The sequence below is a fragment of the Chelatococcus sp. CO-6 genome, assembly GCF_001271345.1.
GTDB lineage: Bacteria > Pseudomonadota > Alphaproteobacteria > Rhizobiales > Beijerinckiaceae > Chelatococcus_A > Chelatococcus_A caeni.
The window spans coordinates 2,338,261-2,354,671 of record NZ_CP012398.1 but is presented as its reverse complement, the minus strand read 5'-3'; the positions used below and the strand labels follow the sequence as shown (position 1 = coordinate 2,354,671).

Genomic DNA, 16,411 nt, shown 5'->3' with positions numbered 1-16,411 from the left:
AGCGGCAAGCGATCCATCACATTCGCCAACTAGGAAAGACGTGACTTCCATGGACAAGACCAATCCCGGCGTCGCCCTGGTGACGGGCGCATCCTCCGGCATCGGGCTCGCCACGGCCAAGGCCCTGCGGAATGCCGGCTACCGCGTGTTCGGAACCAGCCGTCGCGCGGCTACCGAACGCTCCGACGGCATCACCATGCTGACCTGCGACGTGACGGACGACGCGTCCGTTACGACGCTGGTCGATGAGGTGCTGGCCAGGGCCGGACGCATCGACCTCGTTGTCAACAATGCCGGCATCGGCCTCGTCGGCGGCGCGGAGGAATCCTCCATCGCCCAGGCTCAGGCACTGTTCGACGTGAACGTCTTCGGCGTCCTGCGCGTGACCCGCGCGGTGCTGCCGGCCATGCGGCGCCAGCAAAAGGGCCGGATCGTCAACGTGAGCTCGGTGCTCGGCTTCATTCCAGCGCCCTACTCCGCGCTCTATGCAGCGACCAAACATGCCGTCGAAGGCTATTCCGAGTCGCTCGACCATGAGCTGCGCCCGTTCGGCATCCGCGTCGTGCTGGTCGAGCCGGCCTATACCCGCACCTCGTTCGACGACAATCTCGTCAGGCCGGACCAGTTGCTCGATGTCTACTCTTCCGCGCGCGCCGGCATGGATGTGATCATGCGAAAGGCGATCGCAGCAGGCGATGCACCCGAGATCGTCGCCGGGACGGTCCTGGAAGCGGCGACTGCTGCCGTTCCGAGGCGGCGCTACGCGGCGGGTAAAATGGCACGCCAGGTCAGCTTGCTGCGCCGTTTCGTCCCCGAGGCCGCATTCGACAAGAGCCTGCGGAAGCAGAACGGGCTGCCGGCCTGACAACGCCCTGCTTCGCCCGGCGCGGCGAGCGTTGCGAGCCACCTCCTATGCGATGATCGGCGGTCTTTGGCGCGCGGCTGTCGACGAAGACGAGCGCGACTTTCTGGGTGAGGTCGTGCCGTAACAAGGCAGTTGCGCACCCTTCGGGATGCGCAGGGCGAAGGCCGCCCTTTGGAAAGGAGCAGCGTTCATCCAATGGCATCCCACCTGGTCGGCCGGTAGGCTCGGTCGAACTCCTCCCTTAAGCGCTCGATTTCCTCCTGATAGAGAGGGTTCGGATTCCGACGCACCCAAGCCCGCAGAAGGCGCAGGTGTTCCTTTTCCGCTTTGTCGGCGGACGCTGGGTTCGGGAACTTCCTCTCAGCCTCAATCTGGAACTCGAAGCTCGCAGCATCGCGCTTCTCGCGCCACTCATGGTAGGCCGGGTGAGTGTCGAACAAAAAACGCCTGAAGGCATTCTCCCGGGCCTCGGACTGGGCCCGGGTCGTCACAGGTTTGGGCCGGGTACGCAGGTCGTTCAGCATGGCTTTCTCCAGCTCAGCCCATGGATGAACAACTCCGAAATGGACGTCGTGGTTTCCGCTCCGCCGACGACCTCAGGCAAATTTGATGAGCAGCGCGACCATCAGGACGAAGAGGGTCATGATGGCGACGGTCATCGGAACGAGCGCGCTGCGGTCACGTTGATCGGAGCGGTTCGGGCTACCATGAGGCCCGCTCCGGCCCGAACCAGTCGACGCCGGCCTGTAGCGTCGCGGTCCCGCGTCAGTCCGAATTGAAGATCGCCCCCGGCCTGGCATCACCGGGAGGTCCGGGCGGGACGACATCGTGGCACTGAGACTTCGCCTCTCCGCCTTCGATCACGGTGCGCGCGAAGGCAAGCGCGTCCGCAAACGATCCATGCAGGACACCATCGTGCGTCAAACCTTCGTAGCGATGCCAGGCGACGATATTCCGGGACGCGCATAGGGCCGAGACCGCGGCATACTGCCGATGCGGAGGGAGCGTGGTGTCGGCCAATCCCGTCCCGATGAACAGCGGGACGCTCGACGATCCCATCGGCATATCGGTGACAGGAATACGCAGATCGTCCAATTCCTCCTGCGAGATGGAGAGGGTCTCGGCCAGGGACCGAACCTTCAGTTCGCGAGCGAGTTCCCCCATCTGCCTGCTGCAACCGCGCCGCGCCATATCGAGGAGTTGTTTTCCCGCAGGACTTACGATGTCGTCGATCCGCGGCCCGTCGTCATGAAGACCACCGGCCACGAGGCTCAGGAACATGTTGCTGGAGTTGCGGACCGGAAGCGACACAGGGCCTTCCGGAAAAGTGGTGTTGAGCGCGGTTGCGACGGCCCCCAGGATGTTGAGTTCGGGCGCATAGTCACGCCAGATCGTCGCAGCACCCAGGGCAGCACCGGATCCTTGCGAGTGCCCAGCGACCAGCACCTCATTCGCGATCAGGCCTGGCTTCGCCCCAAGCGCTGCACGGACCGCGTCCAGCAGGGAACGGGCTTCTGCCCCCCAATGCAGATAGGGATGAGGGCCGGGCCCTCCGAGACCTTGATAATCGGTCGCGACGACTGCAAAGCCCGCCTCGAGCCAGCGATTGATGTACGAAGCATCCCGCGGCTTGAAGCCCGTCCACGACGGGGCGCATATGTCGGCTATGCCCAGCGTGCCATGCCCCCAGGCGACGAGCGGCCAGCCTCCCTTCGGAGCAGCACCGTCGGGAAGATAGAGCATGCCGCTGACCGGGATGCGTCCGGAATGCCAGCGCGCATCGCTCGAAGCATAGAGGATACGGAACGCCTCCTTGGCTGAAGTCATCTCCGGCTGGCTCGCCACCGCTTCCTCACGCAGCATCGCGCCGGGCTTGGCGGGGAATGCCGCAGCCCATCGATAGAACGGCGACAGGTCCATATCGCCCGCTGTCGGGCCGGTTGGAAGCGTCCCGCCCGTTGCGAGGTTCCCGCCAACATCTTGTGCCGGCGATATCGCGGGCATGAGAAGAGCACAGACACAAACACGAACAAGTATATTGACAGCTTTTTCGCTCATCATTTCCCCGATCCGGACAGCTAACTCAGGCACGGAACGGAAAGGAATCAACGCAACTCAGGATCTTCACGTCGCGCCAAACCCGACCACCGTCATGGCGCATCGTGTCACTTTGCCGCCCTGCGAGGGCATGTCCTTTTATTACATTGTATTGCGGCTGATCCCATTCGCCAGCTGTCGCTGCCGGCTGGCAAGCCATCGGGCGCAGAACCCTCAACCGCCTCATCCTGGAGGCACGGGGCGTTCTGCAACGCTGCAACAAATCTTAATATACCGAAACACGCGCACTCTGGTCGATGCGTGCATCATATGGGACAGGGCAAGAGGCTTCATGCACCCGGCTATGGACAACGCGCAGATCCTGATCGTTGAAGATGATCCTGAAATCGCAAACCTGCTCGCCCTGACCATGCAGGACAACGGCATGATCCCGACCGTTGCCGAAGATGGCCGGGTGATGCAATCGCTCCTGCGCAACGGTTCATTTGATCTCATCATCCTTGATGTCATGCTGCCGGGAGAGGATGGGCTGAACATCTGCAGGAAAATTCGCGCCGAGAAGACCACCCCGATCATCCTGTTGACGGCGCTTGGCGAAGAGGTCGACAGGATTGTGGGACTTGAGGTCGGCGCTGACGATTACGTTACGAAGCCGTTCAGTCCCAGGGAGGTCGTCGCGCGTGTGCGCAGCCTGTTGCGGCGTGCGTCCTATGGGCTGGTCAAGAACACCAGCCAACGAAGGCTGCGGTTTGACGGCTGGCAACTCGATCCCATGCGCCGCCAGCTTCACGACCCCAGCAATGCCCGCGTCGCGTTGACGACCACGGAATTCGACCTCCTGCTGGCCTTTTGCCGGAACCCGGGCCGCGTCATCACGCGCGAGGAACTTCTCTCGCTGACGCATTCGGGCCTCGCCGGACCGATCGAACGCAGTATCGACGTCCATATCAGCCGTCTTCGACAGAAGATCGAGATCAACGCCAGAGCGCCAGCGCTGCTGCAGACGGTCAGGCTTGGTGGCTATATGTTCACGGCGGCGGTCGAGGAAGCGTGAGCGGCGACTGGCGGCTCGCGGGCCTGGTGCACGGTCCACGCCCTAACGCGTGGGCAGCATCAGTCTGACGACAAGACCGTTGGGCTGGCGGTCGCGAAGCTCCAGTTCGCCCCCATGGGCCTGCACGATCTCGGCGACGATCGAAAGCCCCAGCCCGAAGCCGCTGTTCGCATCATTGCGGGCGGCATCGCCCTTGAAGAACGGTTCCAGCACACGCCTCCGGTCCGCTTCGGGGATACCCGGGCCATCATCGACGACATCGATGATGACCTTTCCGGCATGCGTTCCCAGTTCGACCTTGACCGTATTCGCGAACTTGGTCGCATTGTCGCAGAGGTTCGTAACGGCACGCGTGATTGCGAGCGGCTTGCAGTCCACGACCAGCCTTTTCGCCCCCCGATAGGTGACATCGAAGCCGACGTCGGCAAATTCACTACAGATCGTCTGCAGGGTGCTGGCGATGTCCGTCCGCTCGACATCCTCTTTCCGATAAGTGTCGCGCAGATAATCGAGGCTTTCCCCCAGCAGCCGGTCGATATGGCTGATATCGGAGAGCATTGCGTCCCGAGCGGCGTCCGCCGGCAAGCGTTCAGCCTTGAGGCGTAATCGCGTCAGCGGCGTCCGCAAGTCGTGGCTGATGCCACGCAACATGCGGGTTCGGGATTCGACCATGATGGCGATCCGCTTGCGCATGCTGTTCAGAGCCTTGGCCAACGCGACGATCTCGATGCTGCCGCGCTCTTCGAACACCTCCCCGTCCTGCGAGATATCGGCATTCATGGCTGCCAGGGATATCCGCCGGAGCGGCAGCATGATCGCCCAGACGGCAAAGGCGGAGAAAAGGAAGATCAGGGTGACCAGCGCGACCAGGTAATATGACCCGCGTCCGATGAAGTCGCTCGTCAGAAACGGGTCGGACGAAATGGGCGCAACCAGCATCGTTGCATCGTCCACCTGCATGGCCACGACGCGATTTCCGTTCAGAAAGGTTCTCCAGCCCCCCAGCGGGGAGATCGAACTATGGGGAGGAAACAGCCATTCGATGGCCCGATCCCGGATGGCCTCCCGAGGCGACGACGTCGTGAATTCCTGGCTGAGAGACAAAGGCTGCAGCGTCGTCTCCCAACCCGCCCGCCGGGCGGCGCCAAGGATGACGTCTCTTTCGTCTGGCGCCGCGACCGCCAAAAGCCCGCTTATGGCCTGGATATGTTCAGCGACCTGTTCAATATCCAGCTCCCTGTCGTCATTCCGAACCCAGCGCTCGAGCATGGGCCCCGCCAGGGCGACGATGATCAGCAGAGCGAGTATGGCGAGAGCCGTGATCTGCCCATGGATGGTCCTCAGGCCGGGAGGCACACGCAATCTCACGACCCCTTCGTCGGCTGCCCGCTTCTTCTGAAAAGCTCCGGTTTTATAGCACGACGGGTTCGCGCCCGAGCGAGGATGGTTGTTAAGTTTTATTTCGAGGCCGGCCGCTGACCTCATGAATGCGTGGGCCCCCTGACTGAAGCACGCGGAATGGCCAGGGCACGCCTTGCGACCCGCTGGGCTCGGCCTCCGATTTCTCCTTCGCAACAAAGCGAAACATAAAGACACGCTCGGAGCGGGTGCCCCCGTGAAAAGTGATGTCGCGTGTCGCCGCCGGCGGAACCCGTGCGGCACGGCATCTCGCTTTGGAGCACCCATGTCCTTGATCGTTCGGAACAATTGGCGCCTGCCGTCTCGTGCATTCGGCCTTGCGGCAGGGGTCATGGGGATGGCGGCCGGCGCAACGGCCGCCGATCTTCCGGGACGGGCACCGGAACCGGCCTTCGACCAGGAACGGTTCAACCAACGCCCCGTCCAGAAGCAGACCAGCCGGAAATGGAGCCTGATCATCGGGGGCGGCGGCGAGTATGAACCTGAATATGAAGGCAGCGGTGATTTCGAGATCGGCCCCGTTCCTCTCGTCCTTCTGACCTATGGCGAATGGCTCCAGATCGATCCCAAGGGAGTCACCGTCACACCCGTCAGGCACAGCGGCTTCTCGCTGTCCGGAAAGGTCGGCTACGAGTCGGGCAGAGATGCCGATGATTATGCCCGGCTCCGAGGCCTGGGCGACATCGACTTTGCCGCCACGGTCGGGCTCAAGGCGGCCTACAAGTGGGGGCCGCTCGAGTTCTATGCCGCAGTCGATCAGACGATCGACGGCAGCGAAAGCCTTATCGGCACATTGGGGATCGGCTATTCGGCCCCTGTGACCGAAAAGCTTATCCTTGGCGCCAAAGCCGAGGCGATCGTGGCAAATGACAAGCACATGGAGGCCTATTTCGGCGTCAATGCCATGCAGGCTGCAGCTTCCGGCCTGCCCGAGTACAAGGCCAAGGCCGGCCTCAAGCGCATCAATGTCTCGGCATCCGCGACCTATCTCCTGGACGAACATTGGCTCGTGCGCGGCCAGACAGGGCTTGGGATTTTGGCCGGCGACGCCGCCGACAGCCCGATCGTGGAAAAGAAGCTGCAGCCTTCCGTTTCGGCCGTCATCGGCTACAGGTTCTGACGCCCCGGCAGATCAAGCCGGCGGCCGGCGCTATCGACGAGCCGCTCGCCAGGAACGATCGGCGCGCAAATGACCTGACACCCCGTGCTACGTCGCTTCTCCCACGGCGGCTTCGAGGGCGGCGATGTCGATCTTCCGCATCGTCATCATCGCCTGCATCGCGCGCTTGGCCTTGGCCCGGTCCGAGCTCGTCGTCAGCTCCATCAGCCGCTTCGGCGTGATCTGCCAGGAGAAGCCCCACCGGTCTCTGCACCAGCCGCAGGCGCTCTCGGCGCCGCCATTCCCGACGATCGTGTTCCAGTAGCGATCGGTTTCTTCCTGATCCTCGGTCAGGACCATGAAGCTGACGGCTTCGTTTGCCTTGAAATTCGGGCCGCCGTTCAGGCCCAGGAACGGCCGCCCCAGCACCGTGAACTCGACGGTCAACTCATTGCCTTCGCGGCCGCCGGGATAATCGGCCGCCGCCGCATTGACGCGACCGACGCGGCTGTCAGGAAAAGTAGCCGCGTAGAATTCCGCCGCCTTGAGTGCTTCGCCATAGTCGAACCACAGACAGGTCACGAGTTTGCTCATCTCTCATCTCCTTGCTTCGCCTCGCGGAAAGCCGGCAGCCAGACGAAGGACAGCGGGAACGGTCCATGGAAGATCTCGACCTTTCCTGACCAGTCCCTCGAAGCCGTTCGTCGCGGCGTCGCGCGGCCATCGAGGGTCGCCTCCCTCGCCCGAACCGGCCGGCGCATGGGATCGGCAGCATCGACCAGCAGCGTAATTCGTCCGAATGATCCGCGCGGGAGAGGACTGCGATCGCAATCAGGATAGTCGTAGAATCCTTCCGCCGCCTCATTTGCGCGGAACTTGGCAGAATTCTCTGTGTTTTTGTCATTATTGCCAGCCAGCTCGCTCGCTAGGGTGCTTGAAGCAGCGGCTGTCGTGCCAGCTCCGATAGCAGAATGGCTTGCGAGACTGCATGTCGAGGTCCCTGAAAAGCGGTTCTGGTGCCATGTCTGCCTTCTCCCTGCTGGCGCTTCTCCTGGTGGCGGTGACAATGGGCCTCGCCCTGGCTCATGCACTCGAATTCCCTGGAAAAACCCGCCTGGACGAGCCCACCTATCGCGCGGTCCAGGCGATCTACTATCCCGGATTTACGATCGGCGGTCTGATCGGCGAGTTCGGGGGCATGCTTGCCCTCGCCGTCCTGCTCTTCCTGACGCCGGCCGCCACCGAGCGCTTCTGGTGGACCGCTGCCGCGCTCGGTTTCCTGCTGGCAGCTCAGCCGTCTACTGGGCCGTTACCCACCCTGTGAACAATGCCTGGCTGAAGGACACGCAGCTTGTCGGCGCAGGCAAGCTGTTCTTCGGACTCTTCGCCTCGCCCGATGCAGACTGGCGGCAGATGCGCGACATCTGGGAATGGTCGCATGTCGCACGCGCCTGCCTCGCCACGCTCGCCTTTCTGTCGATGGCCCTGGCGATCATACGCTAGGCAAGCCATTCGTTCTGGCCGGGCCCCGATTACTCGCGCTCGACACAGAATGACGCCAGCACTTCGAGCACGGGCGTGTAAGCGATCGTGTCCTTCTCGGGGTCGCCTGTGACGCGATCGATATGGCGAGCGGGGCCAATGAAAGCCAGCCGGCGGGTGTCCCCGGGTCTCACTAGATAGCCGAACGTTTCCTGCTCGGGTGCCGTCGATCGGGCGCCGATGTATATCGGAGCGCCCTTTGACGCATCGGCCATCGCGGAACTGGACATGACCGTGATGCCGGCGGCTACGATGGTCGCGAATGCTTCCTTCATCATGGCCAACCTCATGCGTTGTTAGGAACGGATTCGGACGGCTGTCGTCGTCCGCCCGACCGTCGACAAAGGTCCGCCATCCGCCATGGCCCGTCCTGAAATCCCTCCGAAATGATCCCGAAGTTTTCCCGAAAGCGGTATGATGGTTTATGGCGTCTCAGCGCTTCTCGTTCGGTCCCTTTCTGCTCGATACAGGGCGCGGTGTTCTGCTGGAGCGCGGCGTTCCCGTTTCCCTGGGAAGGAAACCGCTGGCGCTGCTCCGGGCTCTCGCTGAAGCGCGTGGGCAGGTGGTGACCAAGTCCGCCTTGATGGACGCGGCATGGCCGAATAGCTGCGTGGAGGAGAGCAACCTCACGGTCCAGATCGCCGCCCTGCGGAAGCGGCTTGGTGAGGAATGGATCGCGACCTTCCCGAGGGTCGGCTATCGGTTCGCCGGTCCGCTTGCGGTTGAGGAAGGCGAGGTTGCGAGCACGCCTGCTCGGCCGGCGGATATTGAGCCGGACCTCTCCGCTTCAACGGGCGCGCAAATAGCCGCTGCGATTGCCGGGCCCGCGCCCATGGACCGTATGCCGACCGAGCCGGCTGTCGCCCGACATACGATCGCCCCGGCCAGCACCATTCCGCGGCGGTGGCAATGGCGAGCGACCGCTGCGGCAATGGCCTTGGTCATGCTTTTTATGGTGGCCGGCACGGCGGGCTGGCTTCGCCCGTGGAGCCAGGATTTCGAGCCGCGCTTGCCACTGCCCGACAAGCCCTCAATCGCCGTCCTTCCGTTCACGAACCTGACCCTGGACCGGACCGACGACTATTTCAGCGACGGAATTGTCGACGACCTGATCACGGACTTGTCCCGGGTCTCTGGTCTGTTCGTCATCGCCCGCAACTCGACCTTTACGTACAAGGACAAGCCGGTCGAAATTCGGGACGTCGCGCAGGAGCTCGGCGTGCGCTATGTGCTGCAGGGCAGCATTCAGCGCGCGGGCGATCAGGTTCGCGTCAACGTCCACCTTGTCGATGCTGCGACCGGCGGACAGCAGTGGGCCGAGCGATATAGCGCTCCCGTCGCCGATATCTTTGCCTTGCAGGACAAGGTGACCCGCGCCGTCGTCGGCGTCCTGTCGCTGCGGCTGACCGACGCCGAACGCACCACCTTGCATCGGGCGGAAACCGGCGTGCCTGAGGCATACGACGCATTCCTGCAGGGCTGGAACCACTACAGGCGGACGACCCCCGAGGGTTATGCGGCGGCAGTTCCCTACTTCGAGCGGGCGATCGAGTTGGACCCCGACTATGGGCGTGCATACGCCGCGCTCGCGCTCGTCTACGCACAGGCCGCCAATGCGCTCTGGAGCTACAGACTGGGCATTCCGGCCAGCGAATCCCTGGCTCGCGCCAGGCGGTACCTTCTGGAGGCGCAGAAGCGCCCAACCGCTCTGGCGCATCAGGTGGCGGCAACCCTGCTGCAGATGAACTGGAAGCACGCGCGGGCGCTCGAGGAAATCCAGCAAGCAATTGCACTCGACCCGGGAGAGCCTTGGAACTATGCGGTCATGTCGTTGATACTGACGTCGGCCGGTCGACCGCGCGACGCGGTTCCGCATATGCGGACAGCCATGCGGCTCGACCCTCATTCTCCGCCCTATTTCTGGTTCGTGCTTGGGCTGATGCAGTTCAGCCTAGACGATTTCGCGGGAGCCGCGACGTCTCTGGAGCGCGTCGTCGAATATAGCCCCGATGCGGAGTGCCTGCTGCTGCTGGCGGCCGCTTATGCGCATCTCGGCCGCGGACAGGACGCACGGTCCGCGCTGTCTCGTTTCAACGAGGTCAGGCTGAGACGCGGCGGCGTTCCAGTCACCATCGCCACAGCGGTCAGCTTCGACTACACCGCCTTCGGGGATCGCGAGCGCCTCAAAGAGGGCCTGGCTCTGGCCGGTGTGCCGAAGTCTCTGGACGAACTCGCCAAGAACAGGCTGCCGCCCGCTGCAGTGCGCGACCTTTTCCTCGGTCACCGATTGCACGGACGCTCGCTCGCGACCGGCGAGGAACGTGCCGCGTCGATCACGGCGGAAGGCATCGCCACATTGTCCGGCGACTGGGGCACGATCATCAACGGCAAGGTCGAGATCGACGACGATGCGGTTTGTTACGTCTGGTCAGGGGGCGTGAGGTTTTGCGGGACCGTGGTCCACAACCCGGGCGGAACGAAAGCCGCGGAAAATGAGCTGATATGGATCGACGCGCGCGGAGCATTTGCGTTCTCGCAGGCAGACTGAGGACGTGGTCCGCGGCGGATCGTCGGGGGTATGAGGGCCGCCGTCTGCCTCAAGCACCAGAAATCGCGATTGCCGGGTCCTGGTGGGGCCCGGCAATCACCTCATTTCCCCCTTGCTAGCCGGTCATCGGCCACTGCTCTCCAGGACGGCTACGCGTATCGATCGTGCCGTCGCACCCAGTCCATTCCCGCGACTTCATTGCGGCCCTTCGGAGCGAGGTCGAGCATATTATAGGTGCCCATCATCACCTCGACGCCGCGCCCATAGGTGGAGTAGGTGCGGAAGACCTCACCCGCCTCATTCTTGTAGAAGGCAGTGACGCCGGGCCATTCCTCGCCAGTTTCCCGCCATTCGCCGAAGTTGTAGTCGATATGGCCGGTGGCGACCTCCTCGGGTGTGAAACTGACGCGGAAATCGTAGTTGAAGTCGTTGCCGAAGGACGACACCCATTTGAACTGCCAGCCCATGCGCCTGCGATAGCGCTCGATGTCGGCCAGCGGCGCGCGCGAGACGGCGATCATGGTGACGTCGTGATTTGCCAGATGCACGTTCATGCCGTCAGTGTGGTCGGCCATGAAGGAGCAGCTCGGGCAGCCTTCCTTCCACCCCGGCGCGAACATGAAATGCTGCACCAGAAGCTGCGACCGGCCGTCAAAGAGATCGGCCAGCGTGCGCGGGCCATCCGGCGTGTCGAACACGTATTCCTTGTCGATGCGCATCCACGGCAGGGCGAGCCGCTGTCGGGCGACCTTGTCGCGAAGACGCGTGAGTTCCTTCTCCGCTTTCAGGAGGTCCCGGCGGGCGGTCAGCCAGTCTTCGCGTGAAACAACGGCGTGTTGCATTGTCAGTCTCCTTCGGTTTGGGTGACGGGGGTGCCGGAGCGTTGCGAACGGGCGCAAAGGAGCTTCAGCCACGGCGACAGGTGAAAGACGCTCATCAGCAGGTACATCAGCGCCATGTCGTTGATCGCCACAAAGGCCGAGGCGGCGGAGCACATCGCCATGCCCGGCGAGCCGATGGCGGACATCGAGGCCATCAGCGCGAAGGTCGGGGCAGCCGCGAGCCCGAGCCGGCCGGCGATATCGACCGCCCGCCCGGGCCGTGGAACAATCTTCCCTGTTGCTGCAAACATCATCATTTCCGGCCCTCTCGTCGAATTCGCCGTTTCCGACGGTTGCGATAGGAAGACGCTATCGCGGGCGAAGGGCCGGGTGAGAGTTACAAGTGTGACGGGATTTCGATGGACTCGCTGATCACGGCCGCGGCACGCGCCCTCTCGGCCGGCGACGCGCTCGCCGCGTTGAAGAGGGTCGCATTGCGCGATGATCCTCCGGCGCTGGCGCTACGCGGCATCGCGATGGCGCAGCTCGGCGACCTCACGCGCGCCAGGGAACTCCTGCGGCGCGCGGGCCGTACCTTCGGCCCGAAAGAGCCCGTGGCCCGCGCGCGTTGCATCGTCGCCGAAGCCGAAATCGCGCTCGTATCGCGTGATCTGGGCCGGCCCCTGCAAACGCTCGATGCAGCGCGGGCGGTGCTCGCAGCGTCGGGTGACCGAACGAACGCCGCGCACGCCGGCTATCTCGAAGCCCGGCGCCTTCTCCTGATCGGCCGCCTCGATGAGGCCGAAGATGTGCTCGGCGAGGTCGACGTCGACATTCTGCCGCGCGCGTCGCGCGTCGGGCGCGAACTGGTGATGGCGGGCATAGCCATCCGGCGCATCAGGACAGGGCCGGCAAGAGCCGCCCTGGAACGGGCCAGGCGGGCAGCGGACATCGCACGCATTCCCGCGCTCGCGGCCGAGGTCGACCAGGCGGCGCGAACCTTCGAGGCGCCGGCCGCGCGTTGCATCACGCGAGACGGAGCGCGGTTGCTCCATCTCGACGAGGTCGAAACGCTATTGGCCTCCGATGCGCTGCTTGTAGACGCCTGCCGAAACGTCGTGCGTGCAGGCACGATGATCCTTCCGCTGGCTACCCGCCCGGTGCTGCTCGCCCTCGTCCGCGCTCTTGCGGAGAGGTGGCCGGAGGTTGTACCGCGCGAAACGCTTCTCGAACGCGTGTTCCGGGCGCGGCATGCCGACGAGACGCAGCGTGCGCGGCTGCGTGTCGAAATCGCCCGGCTGCGTGAGGCGATCAAGCCTCTGGCGGCCCTGAGCGCGACCAAACAAGGGTTTGTCCTGCAGCCTCACGCGGCAGGTGACGTGGCCGTGCTGGCGCCGCCCGTCGAAGGCAACCATGCCGAAGTGCTCGCCTTGCTCGGCGACGGCGAAGCCTGGTCCAGCTCCGCTTTGGCGCTGGCGCTCGGCGTGAGCCCGCGTACGGTGCAGCGGGCGCTCGAAGAACTTGCCCAGGACAACAAGGTCGAGGTCTTCGGGCGCGGGCGGGCCTGTCGCTGGATCGCGTCGCGCGTGCCGGGATTCCCGACAAGCTTGTTGCTCCCCGTCGCGGGAATTTCCGGCTAGGATCGGTCCATGAGACATTCGGCAGCCGAAATCATCCGGGAATATGGGCCCTTTCCCGATATCGATGACGTCGCCGGCGTCAGCTTCGATGGCCATCAGGTCTGGTTCGCCACCGGCGACAGGCTGAATGCTCTTGATCCCGAAAGCGGAGAAGTCTCGCGATCACTCGACATCGCGGCCGATGCCGGGACCGCCTTCGACGGCGAGCACCTGTTCCAGATTGCCGATGCCGTGATCCGCAAGATCGATCCCAAGACCGGCGAGGTGATCGCCACGATACCGGCGCCCGGCAATGGCGGGGATTCGGGTCTTGCCTGGGCGGAGGGCTCACTCTGGGTCGGGCAGCATCGCGGTCGCAAGATCCATCAGGTGGATCCCGAGACAGGAAAAGTGCTGCGCACGATCGAGTCCGATCGATTTGTCACCGGCGTCACATGGGTCGACGGCGAGCTTTGGCACGGCACATGGGAAGACAGCCAGAGCGAGGTCCGCCGCATCGATCCCGAGACGGGTGAAGTGCTCGAGCGGCTGGACATGCCCCCGGGGACCGGCGTTTCAGGGCTGGAATCCGACGGCGGCGACCGCTTTTTCTGCGGCGGCGGAAACAGCGGGAAAGTGAGAGTCGTTCGCCGGCCCAGGCGGAGCCCAGAGGGGGCGTAAGATCGCGGCCGTCGAAGCGAGCCAGGGGCCTGGCGGAACGCACTCCAAGTCGACCATTCAAGTTATGCCGCCGGATCTCAAGGAACAAGGTCCGGGAGCGGCAAGCGGCGGTTGAGCTGCTTGGCCCGCTCATCAGCGCGCGCAGTTCCGCGGCCATATCGGCGATCAGTCGCCGCATCCGTCCAGGCGATATCGCAGCATTCGGCACTTCGTGCGCAGCCATCGGTCATCGGACACCCTCGATCGCCTGGCGCGGAACCAAACGGGATGAGGCCCGTTACAAGGACCCATGCCGCCACGTGTCCCCGGTGAAGCACATGGGAGGGAAAAGACATGCAGACGCGCTTGCTTAATGAACAGGCCGGTTTGCGCACCATCCTCGCCGTCTTGAAAACCGGCGAGGAGGTGATGCAGAGCCTGCGGGGTCTGGCAGAGGCTGAAAAACTCTCAGCGGCACAGCTGACGGCACTTGGTGCCTTCAGAAGCGCTGAACTCTCCTTCTTCGAATGGGAGACGAAGGAATACCTGCCGATCCCGGTCGAGGAGCAGAGCGAGGTGGCGGCCATGGTCGGCAACATTGCGCTCGACAGCGAGCGTTCGCCCGTCCTCCACATCCACGCGGTGCTGGGCAAGAGGGACGGTACCGCCGTCGCGGGGCATCTCGCGCGCGCCGAGGTGAGGCCCACCCTGGAAGTGGTGATCACCGAGACCCCCGTCCACCTGCATCGGGTGAAGGATGAGGAGAGCGGACTTCCGCTGATCAGAACCGCCGAAGGCAGCGCGTGACGATCGAACCGTACCGCCGGGCGGCCACCGCATCAGGCTGAGTCACGCCTCGGATCCATGACTCCCCTTTCCGTCGGCGATTACGCCCTCATGGGTGACCGCGGAATGGCCGTGCTTATCGAGGCCGAGGGCCCGGGGTCGCGGCGAGCGTTTTCCGGTATTCCGCGACGGGAAGACCACCGACTCCCCAATCTTCCAGCGCGACCTCCTCGATGACGACGAAGGTGGTGGCCGGGTCCTTGTCCAACACGTTCATCAGAAGGTCGGTCACGCCCTTGATGAGTTCGGCCTTCTGTTCCGGCGTTGCGCCTTCGCGCGTGATCTTGATGTTCACATACGGCATGTCGCTCGCTTCCTATGGCTGGCGTTCGATGATCTGAAAGACCTTGGCGATGATCCGCCATCGGCCGTCCGTGCGCACCAAGGTGAGGAAATCGACAAAATCGCGCTGGCCTATCGAGCAGCGCACACGGGCGAACGCGGTATTTTCGCCGGCCAGATCGATGACGTCGATATGATCGCCCCGCACTTCGTTGCGCGAGGCGGGCGACTGGCGCGCGGCGACGATAGGCACATAGTCTTCCATCGTGCGATAGAGCAGCGGCGTCTCGTCAGCGGTGGCGTAGATCGCCCTGGGATGAAAGGCGCTCTGAAGCTTGTCGACGTCGCAGAAATAGAGTGCGTCGAAATAGTCCTGAAGGACTGCGCAGATGTCGTTCAAGGCCTGGGTCATGCCACGACCTCGTCAGCGACAAGTCCTTCCTGACGCATGGCATCGCGGACAGAGGGCCGGGCCGCGATGCGCGCCACATAGGCCGCCGCATGTGGCCAGCGGGCGAGATCAAACCCGATGAAGCCCGACCAGTTCAGGACGACGAACAGATAGGCGTCCGCCACGGTGAAGCTGTCACCCAGGATGAACTCCCTGCCATCGGCAAGGCCGTGCTCCACATCTCCCATACGCCGGACCAAGCGTAGTCGGACCGGCTCCTTTTCCGCCTCCTCGAGCGGGTGCCCCCGGAAATAGGGGCCGAATGCCTTGTGCAGCTCGGAAGAGGTGAAGTTGAGCCATTCCTGCAGTCGGGCCCGCTCCAGGGTGCCGTAGGCGGGCGCGAGACCTGCCTGGGGATGGGTGTCGGCAAGGAACTGAAGGATCGCGGGGTTCTCGGTCAGAATGGTGCCGTCGTCCAGTTCGAGAGCCGGCACATAGCCCTTGGGATTGACGGCACGATAATCGGCACCGGTTTCCGTCAGGCCGGCTTCGGTGTCGACCCTCAAGGCATCGTAGGCCAGGCCGATCTCGGTCAGCGCGATCCGCGACGACAATGAACAGGCGCCGGGTTTGAAATAGAGCCGCATGAAAGCCTCCTTGGTTGCGGGGATCGCCGGACACTATTCAGCGTAGTTACCGTTGCCAACCAAGTTTCCGCTGGTTACTAAATAATCGAGTTTCCCTGCAGTAACCGGTCGAGAGCATGAGCCTCAAAGTCCGCAAGAACCGAAGTGCGCCGCCGCCGCAGACCTGTGCTTTGACCGAATGCATGGCGATCATCGCCGGAGCCTGGGCACCGAACGTGATCTGGCACCTGCGCGCGGGTCCGCGGCGCTTCAACGAACTGCGCCTCGACATCCCGCCGATTTCCGCCAAGGTGCTGTCGCAGCGGCTGCGTGAGCTGGAAAGCCGCCGTGTCATCACGCGCACCATCCAGCCAACGAAGCCACCTTCGGTGGAATACGCCCTTACACCGCTCGGCCAGCAACTGGTGCCAGCGCTGGACGCCATCGTCGAAGTCGGCCACAAGCTCAAAGCAGCTGCGCCGCAAGAGATGTGAGTTGCCGCGGAAACGGCTCCGTGACCACGCGCACCGGGACGGATCCAGAGCGGCCCGCCAGCCATGGCTTGGTCCCAGGATCGAGAC

Annotated in this window: 20 protein-coding genes; 10 read left to right on the top strand and 10 right to left on the bottom strand. The window is 63.7% G+C overall.

Features of this window, described 5'->3' with window-relative positions; translation table 11 throughout:
• The first annotated feature begins 49 nt into the window (after positions 1 to 49).
• Positions 50 to 865, top strand: a complete 816-nt coding sequence (locus tag AL346_RS11050; RefSeq protein ID WP_019402381.1) for an oxidoreductase — start codon at positions 50 to 52, stop codon at positions 863 to 865.
• A gap of 188 nt (positions 866 to 1,053) precedes the next feature.
• Here the strand turns inward: AL346_RS11050 and AL346_RS11045 are convergent, their stop codons facing one another.
• Together AL346_RS11045 and AL346_RS11040 are read right to left on the bottom strand one after the other, a co-directional pair.
• Positions 1,054 to 1,389: a hypothetical protein gene (locus tag AL346_RS11045; RefSeq protein ID WP_019402380.1), complete on the bottom strand. Its 336-nt coding sequence runs from the start codon at positions 1,387 to 1,389 to the stop codon at positions 1,054 to 1,056.
• Between the two features lie 241 nt (positions 1,390 to 1,630).
• A complete protein-coding gene (locus AL346_RS11040) occupies positions 1,631 to 2,785 on the bottom strand; it encodes a lipase family protein (protein WP_019402379.1) in 1,155 nt (384 codons plus the stop codon).
• Between the two features lie 469 nt (positions 2,786 to 3,254).
• On the opposite strand from AL346_RS11040, the gene AL346_RS11035 reads away from it, so the two are divergent.
• Positions 3,255 to 3,977: a response regulator transcription factor gene (locus AL346_RS11035; RefSeq protein WP_019402378.1), complete on the top strand. Its 723-nt coding sequence runs from the start codon at positions 3,255 to 3,257 to the stop codon at positions 3,975 to 3,977.
• A 42-nt stretch (positions 3,978 to 4,019) separates the two neighbouring features.
• Here the strand turns inward: AL346_RS11035 and AL346_RS11030 are convergent, their stop codons facing one another.
• Positions 4,020 to 5,345 carry an ATP-binding protein gene (locus AL346_RS11030; protein WP_040404497.1) on the bottom strand — a complete coding sequence of 442 codons (1,326 nt, stop codon included), beginning with the start codon at positions 5,343 to 5,345 and terminating at the stop codon, positions 4,020 to 4,022.
• 316 nt (positions 5,346 to 5,661) lie between these two features.
• Here AL346_RS11030 and AL346_RS11025 point away from each other — a divergent pair, with 316 nt between their 5' ends.
• Positions 5,662 to 6,516, top strand: a complete 855-nt coding sequence (locus AL346_RS11025; protein ID WP_040404496.1) for a MipA/OmpV family protein — start codon at positions 5,662 to 5,664, stop codon at positions 6,514 to 6,516.
• An 87-nt stretch (positions 6,517 to 6,603) separates the two neighbouring features.
• On the opposite strand, the gene AL346_RS11020 is transcribed toward AL346_RS11025, so the two are convergent.
• Positions 6,604 to 7,089, bottom strand: a complete 486-nt coding sequence (locus AL346_RS11020; protein WP_053193640.1) for a VOC family protein — start codon at positions 7,087 to 7,089, stop codon at positions 6,604 to 6,606.
• Between the two features lie 394 nt (positions 7,090 to 7,483).
• Here AL346_RS11020 and AL346_RS11015 point away from each other — a divergent pair, with 394 nt between their 5' ends.
• Together AL346_RS11015 and AL346_RS25575 are read left to right on the top strand one after the other, a co-directional pair.
• Positions 7,484 to 7,819: a hypothetical protein gene (locus tag AL346_RS11015; RefSeq protein WP_245258893.1), complete on the top strand. Its 336-nt coding sequence runs from the start codon at positions 7,484 to 7,486 to the stop codon at positions 7,817 to 7,819.
• On the top strand, positions 7,816 to 7,998 hold the full coding sequence (locus tag AL346_RS25575; RefSeq protein ID WP_019402373.1) for a hypothetical protein: 183 nt from the start codon (positions 7,816 to 7,818) through the stop codon (positions 7,996 to 7,998). The genes AL346_RS11015 and AL346_RS25575 overlap by 4 nt, the downstream gene beginning before the upstream one ends.
• Positions 7,999 to 8,027: 29 nt before the next feature.
• Here the strand turns inward: AL346_RS25575 and AL346_RS11010 are convergent, their stop codons facing one another.
• Positions 8,028 to 8,315, bottom strand: coding sequence for a hypothetical protein (locus AL346_RS11010; protein ID WP_019402372.1), 288 nt, complete (start codon positions 8,313 to 8,315; stop codon positions 8,028 to 8,030).
• A gap of 146 nt (positions 8,316 to 8,461) precedes the next feature.
• Here AL346_RS11010 and AL346_RS11005 point away from each other — a divergent pair, with 146 nt between their 5' ends.
• The gene (locus AL346_RS11005; RefSeq protein ID WP_019402371.1) at positions 8,462 to 10,585 is read left to right on the top strand and encodes a winged helix-turn-helix domain-containing protein; all 2,124 of its coding nucleotides are present in this window, start codon (positions 8,462 to 8,464) and stop codon (positions 10,583 to 10,585) included.
• A gap of 149 nt (positions 10,586 to 10,734) precedes the next feature.
• On the opposite strand, the gene AL346_RS11000 is transcribed toward AL346_RS11005, so the two are convergent.
• Both AL346_RS11000 and AL346_RS10995 read right to left on the bottom strand, forming a co-directional pair.
• Entirely contained in the window at positions 10,735 to 11,427 is a 693-nt protein-coding gene (locus tag AL346_RS11000; RefSeq protein WP_019402370.1) for a thioredoxin family protein, read from the bottom strand.
• 2 nt (positions 11,428 to 11,429) lie between these two features.
• A complete protein-coding gene (locus AL346_RS10995; protein WP_019402369.1) occupies positions 11,430 to 11,723 on the bottom strand; it encodes a hypothetical protein in 294 nt (97 codons plus the stop codon).
• A gap of 102 nt (positions 11,724 to 11,825) precedes the next feature.
• Here AL346_RS10995 and AL346_RS10990 point away from each other — a divergent pair, with 102 nt between their 5' ends.
• The 3 genes from AL346_RS10990 (at position 11,826) to AL346_RS10980 (ending at position 14,492) form a co-directional block, all read left to right on the top strand.
• Complete coding sequence (locus AL346_RS10990) at positions 11,826 to 13,046, top strand: helix-turn-helix domain-containing protein (protein WP_053193637.1); 1,221 nt, start codon at positions 11,826 to 11,828, stop codon at positions 13,044 to 13,046.
• 9 nt (positions 13,047 to 13,055) lie between these two features.
• Complete coding sequence (locus tag AL346_RS10985) at positions 13,056 to 13,706, top strand: DUF5074 domain-containing protein (RefSeq protein ID WP_019404189.1); 651 nt, start codon at positions 13,056 to 13,058, stop codon at positions 13,704 to 13,706.
• A gap of 333 nt (positions 13,707 to 14,039) precedes the next feature.
• Positions 14,040 to 14,492: a PPC domain-containing DNA-binding protein gene (locus AL346_RS10980; RefSeq protein ID WP_019404190.1), complete on the top strand. Its 453-nt coding sequence runs from the start codon at positions 14,040 to 14,042 to the stop codon at positions 14,490 to 14,492.
• Between the two features lie 115 nt (positions 14,493 to 14,607).
• Here AL346_RS10980 and AL346_RS10975 read toward each other — a convergent pair whose 3' ends face one another.
• The 3 genes from AL346_RS10975 to gstA are packed head-to-tail and all read right to left on the bottom strand — an operon-like array spanning position 14,608 to position 15,851.
• Positions 14,608 to 14,835 (bottom strand): 4-oxalocrotonate tautomerase family protein, encoded by a 228-nt coding sequence (locus tag AL346_RS10975; protein ID WP_019404191.1) that lies wholly within the window; start codon positions 14,833 to 14,835, stop codon positions 14,608 to 14,610.
• A 12-nt stretch (positions 14,836 to 14,847) separates the two neighbouring features.
• Entirely contained in the window at positions 14,848 to 15,225 is a 378-nt protein-coding gene (locus AL346_RS10970; protein ID WP_019404192.1) for a nuclear transport factor 2 family protein, read from the bottom strand.
• Positions 15,222 to 15,851 (bottom strand): glutathione transferase GstA, encoded by a 630-nt coding sequence (gstA, locus tag AL346_RS10965; protein ID WP_019404193.1) that lies wholly within the window; start codon positions 15,849 to 15,851, stop codon positions 15,222 to 15,224. The genes AL346_RS10970 and gstA overlap by 4 nt, the downstream gene beginning before the upstream one ends.
• Before the next feature lie 116 nt (positions 15,852 to 15,967).
• Between gstA and AL346_RS10960 the strand changes: the two genes are divergently transcribed.
• Positions 15,968 to 16,324 carry a helix-turn-helix domain-containing protein gene (locus tag AL346_RS10960; protein ID WP_026015483.1) on the top strand — a complete coding sequence of 119 codons (357 nt, stop codon included), beginning with the start codon at positions 15,968 to 15,970 and terminating at the stop codon, positions 16,322 to 16,324.
• The last annotated feature ends 87 nt before the right edge of the window (positions 16,325 to 16,411 follow it).

Bases quoted from the DNA above. Each gene is read 5' to 3' on its own strand.
- AL346_RS11050 (WP_019402381.1), top strand. From the start codon at position 50: ATGGACAAGACCAATCCCGGCGTCGCCCTGGTGACGGGCGCATCCTCC.
- AL346_RS11045 (WP_019402380.1), bottom strand. From the start codon at position 1,389: ATGCTGAACGACCTGCGTACCCGGCCCAAACCTGTGACGACCCGGGCC.
- AL346_RS11040 (WP_019402379.1), bottom strand. From the start codon at position 2,785: ATGGACCTGTCGCCGTTCTATCGATGGGCTGCGGCATTCCCCGCCAAG.
- AL346_RS11035 (WP_019402378.1), top strand. From the start codon at position 3,255: ATGCACCCGGCTATGGACAACGCGCAGATCCTGATCGTTGAAGATGAT.
- AL346_RS11025 (WP_040404496.1), top strand. From the start codon at position 5,662: ATGTCCTTGATCGTTCGGAACAATTGGCGCCTGCCGTCTCGTGCATTC.
- AL346_RS11020 (WP_053193640.1), bottom strand. From the start codon at position 7,089: ATGAGCAAACTCGTGACCTGTCTGTGGTTCGACTATGGCGAAGCACTC.
- AL346_RS11015 (WP_245258893.1), top strand. From the start codon at position 7,484: ATGTCGAGGTCCCTGAAAAGCGGTTCTGGTGCCATGTCTGCCTTCTCC.
- AL346_RS11010 (WP_019402372.1), bottom strand. From the start codon at position 8,315: ATGATGAAGGAAGCATTCGCGACCATCGTAGCCGCCGGCATCACGGTC.
- AL346_RS11005 (WP_019402371.1), top strand. From the start codon at position 8,462: ATGGCGTCTCAGCGCTTCTCGTTCGGTCCCTTTCTGCTCGATACAGGG.
- AL346_RS11000 (WP_019402370.1), bottom strand. From the start codon at position 11,427: ATGCAACACGCCGTTGTTTCACGCGAAGACTGGCTGACCGCCCGCCGG.
- AL346_RS10995 (WP_019402369.1), bottom strand. From the start codon at position 11,723: ATGATGATGTTTGCAGCAACAGGGAAGATTGTTCCACGGCCCGGGCGG.
- AL346_RS10990 (WP_053193637.1), top strand. From the start codon at position 11,826: ATGGACTCGCTGATCACGGCCGCGGCACGCGCCCTCTCGGCCGGCGAC.
- AL346_RS10985 (WP_019404189.1), top strand. From the start codon at position 13,056: ATGAGACATTCGGCAGCCGAAATCATCCGGGAATATGGGCCCTTTCCC.
- AL346_RS10980 (WP_019404190.1), top strand. From the start codon at position 14,040: ATGCAGACGCGCTTGCTTAATGAACAGGCCGGTTTGCGCACCATCCTC.
- AL346_RS10975 (WP_019404191.1), bottom strand. From the start codon at position 14,835: ATGCCGTATGTGAACATCAAGATCACGCGCGAAGGCGCAACGCCGGAA.
- AL346_RS10970 (WP_019404192.1), bottom strand. From the start codon at position 15,225: ATGACCCAGGCCTTGAACGACATCTGCGCAGTCCTTCAGGACTATTTC.
- gstA (WP_019404193.1), bottom strand. From the start codon at position 15,851: ATGCGGCTCTATTTCAAACCCGGCGCCTGTTCATTGTCGTCGCGGATC.
- AL346_RS10960 (WP_026015483.1), top strand. From the start codon at position 15,968: ATGAGCCTCAAAGTCCGCAAGAACCGAAGTGCGCCGCCGCCGCAGACC.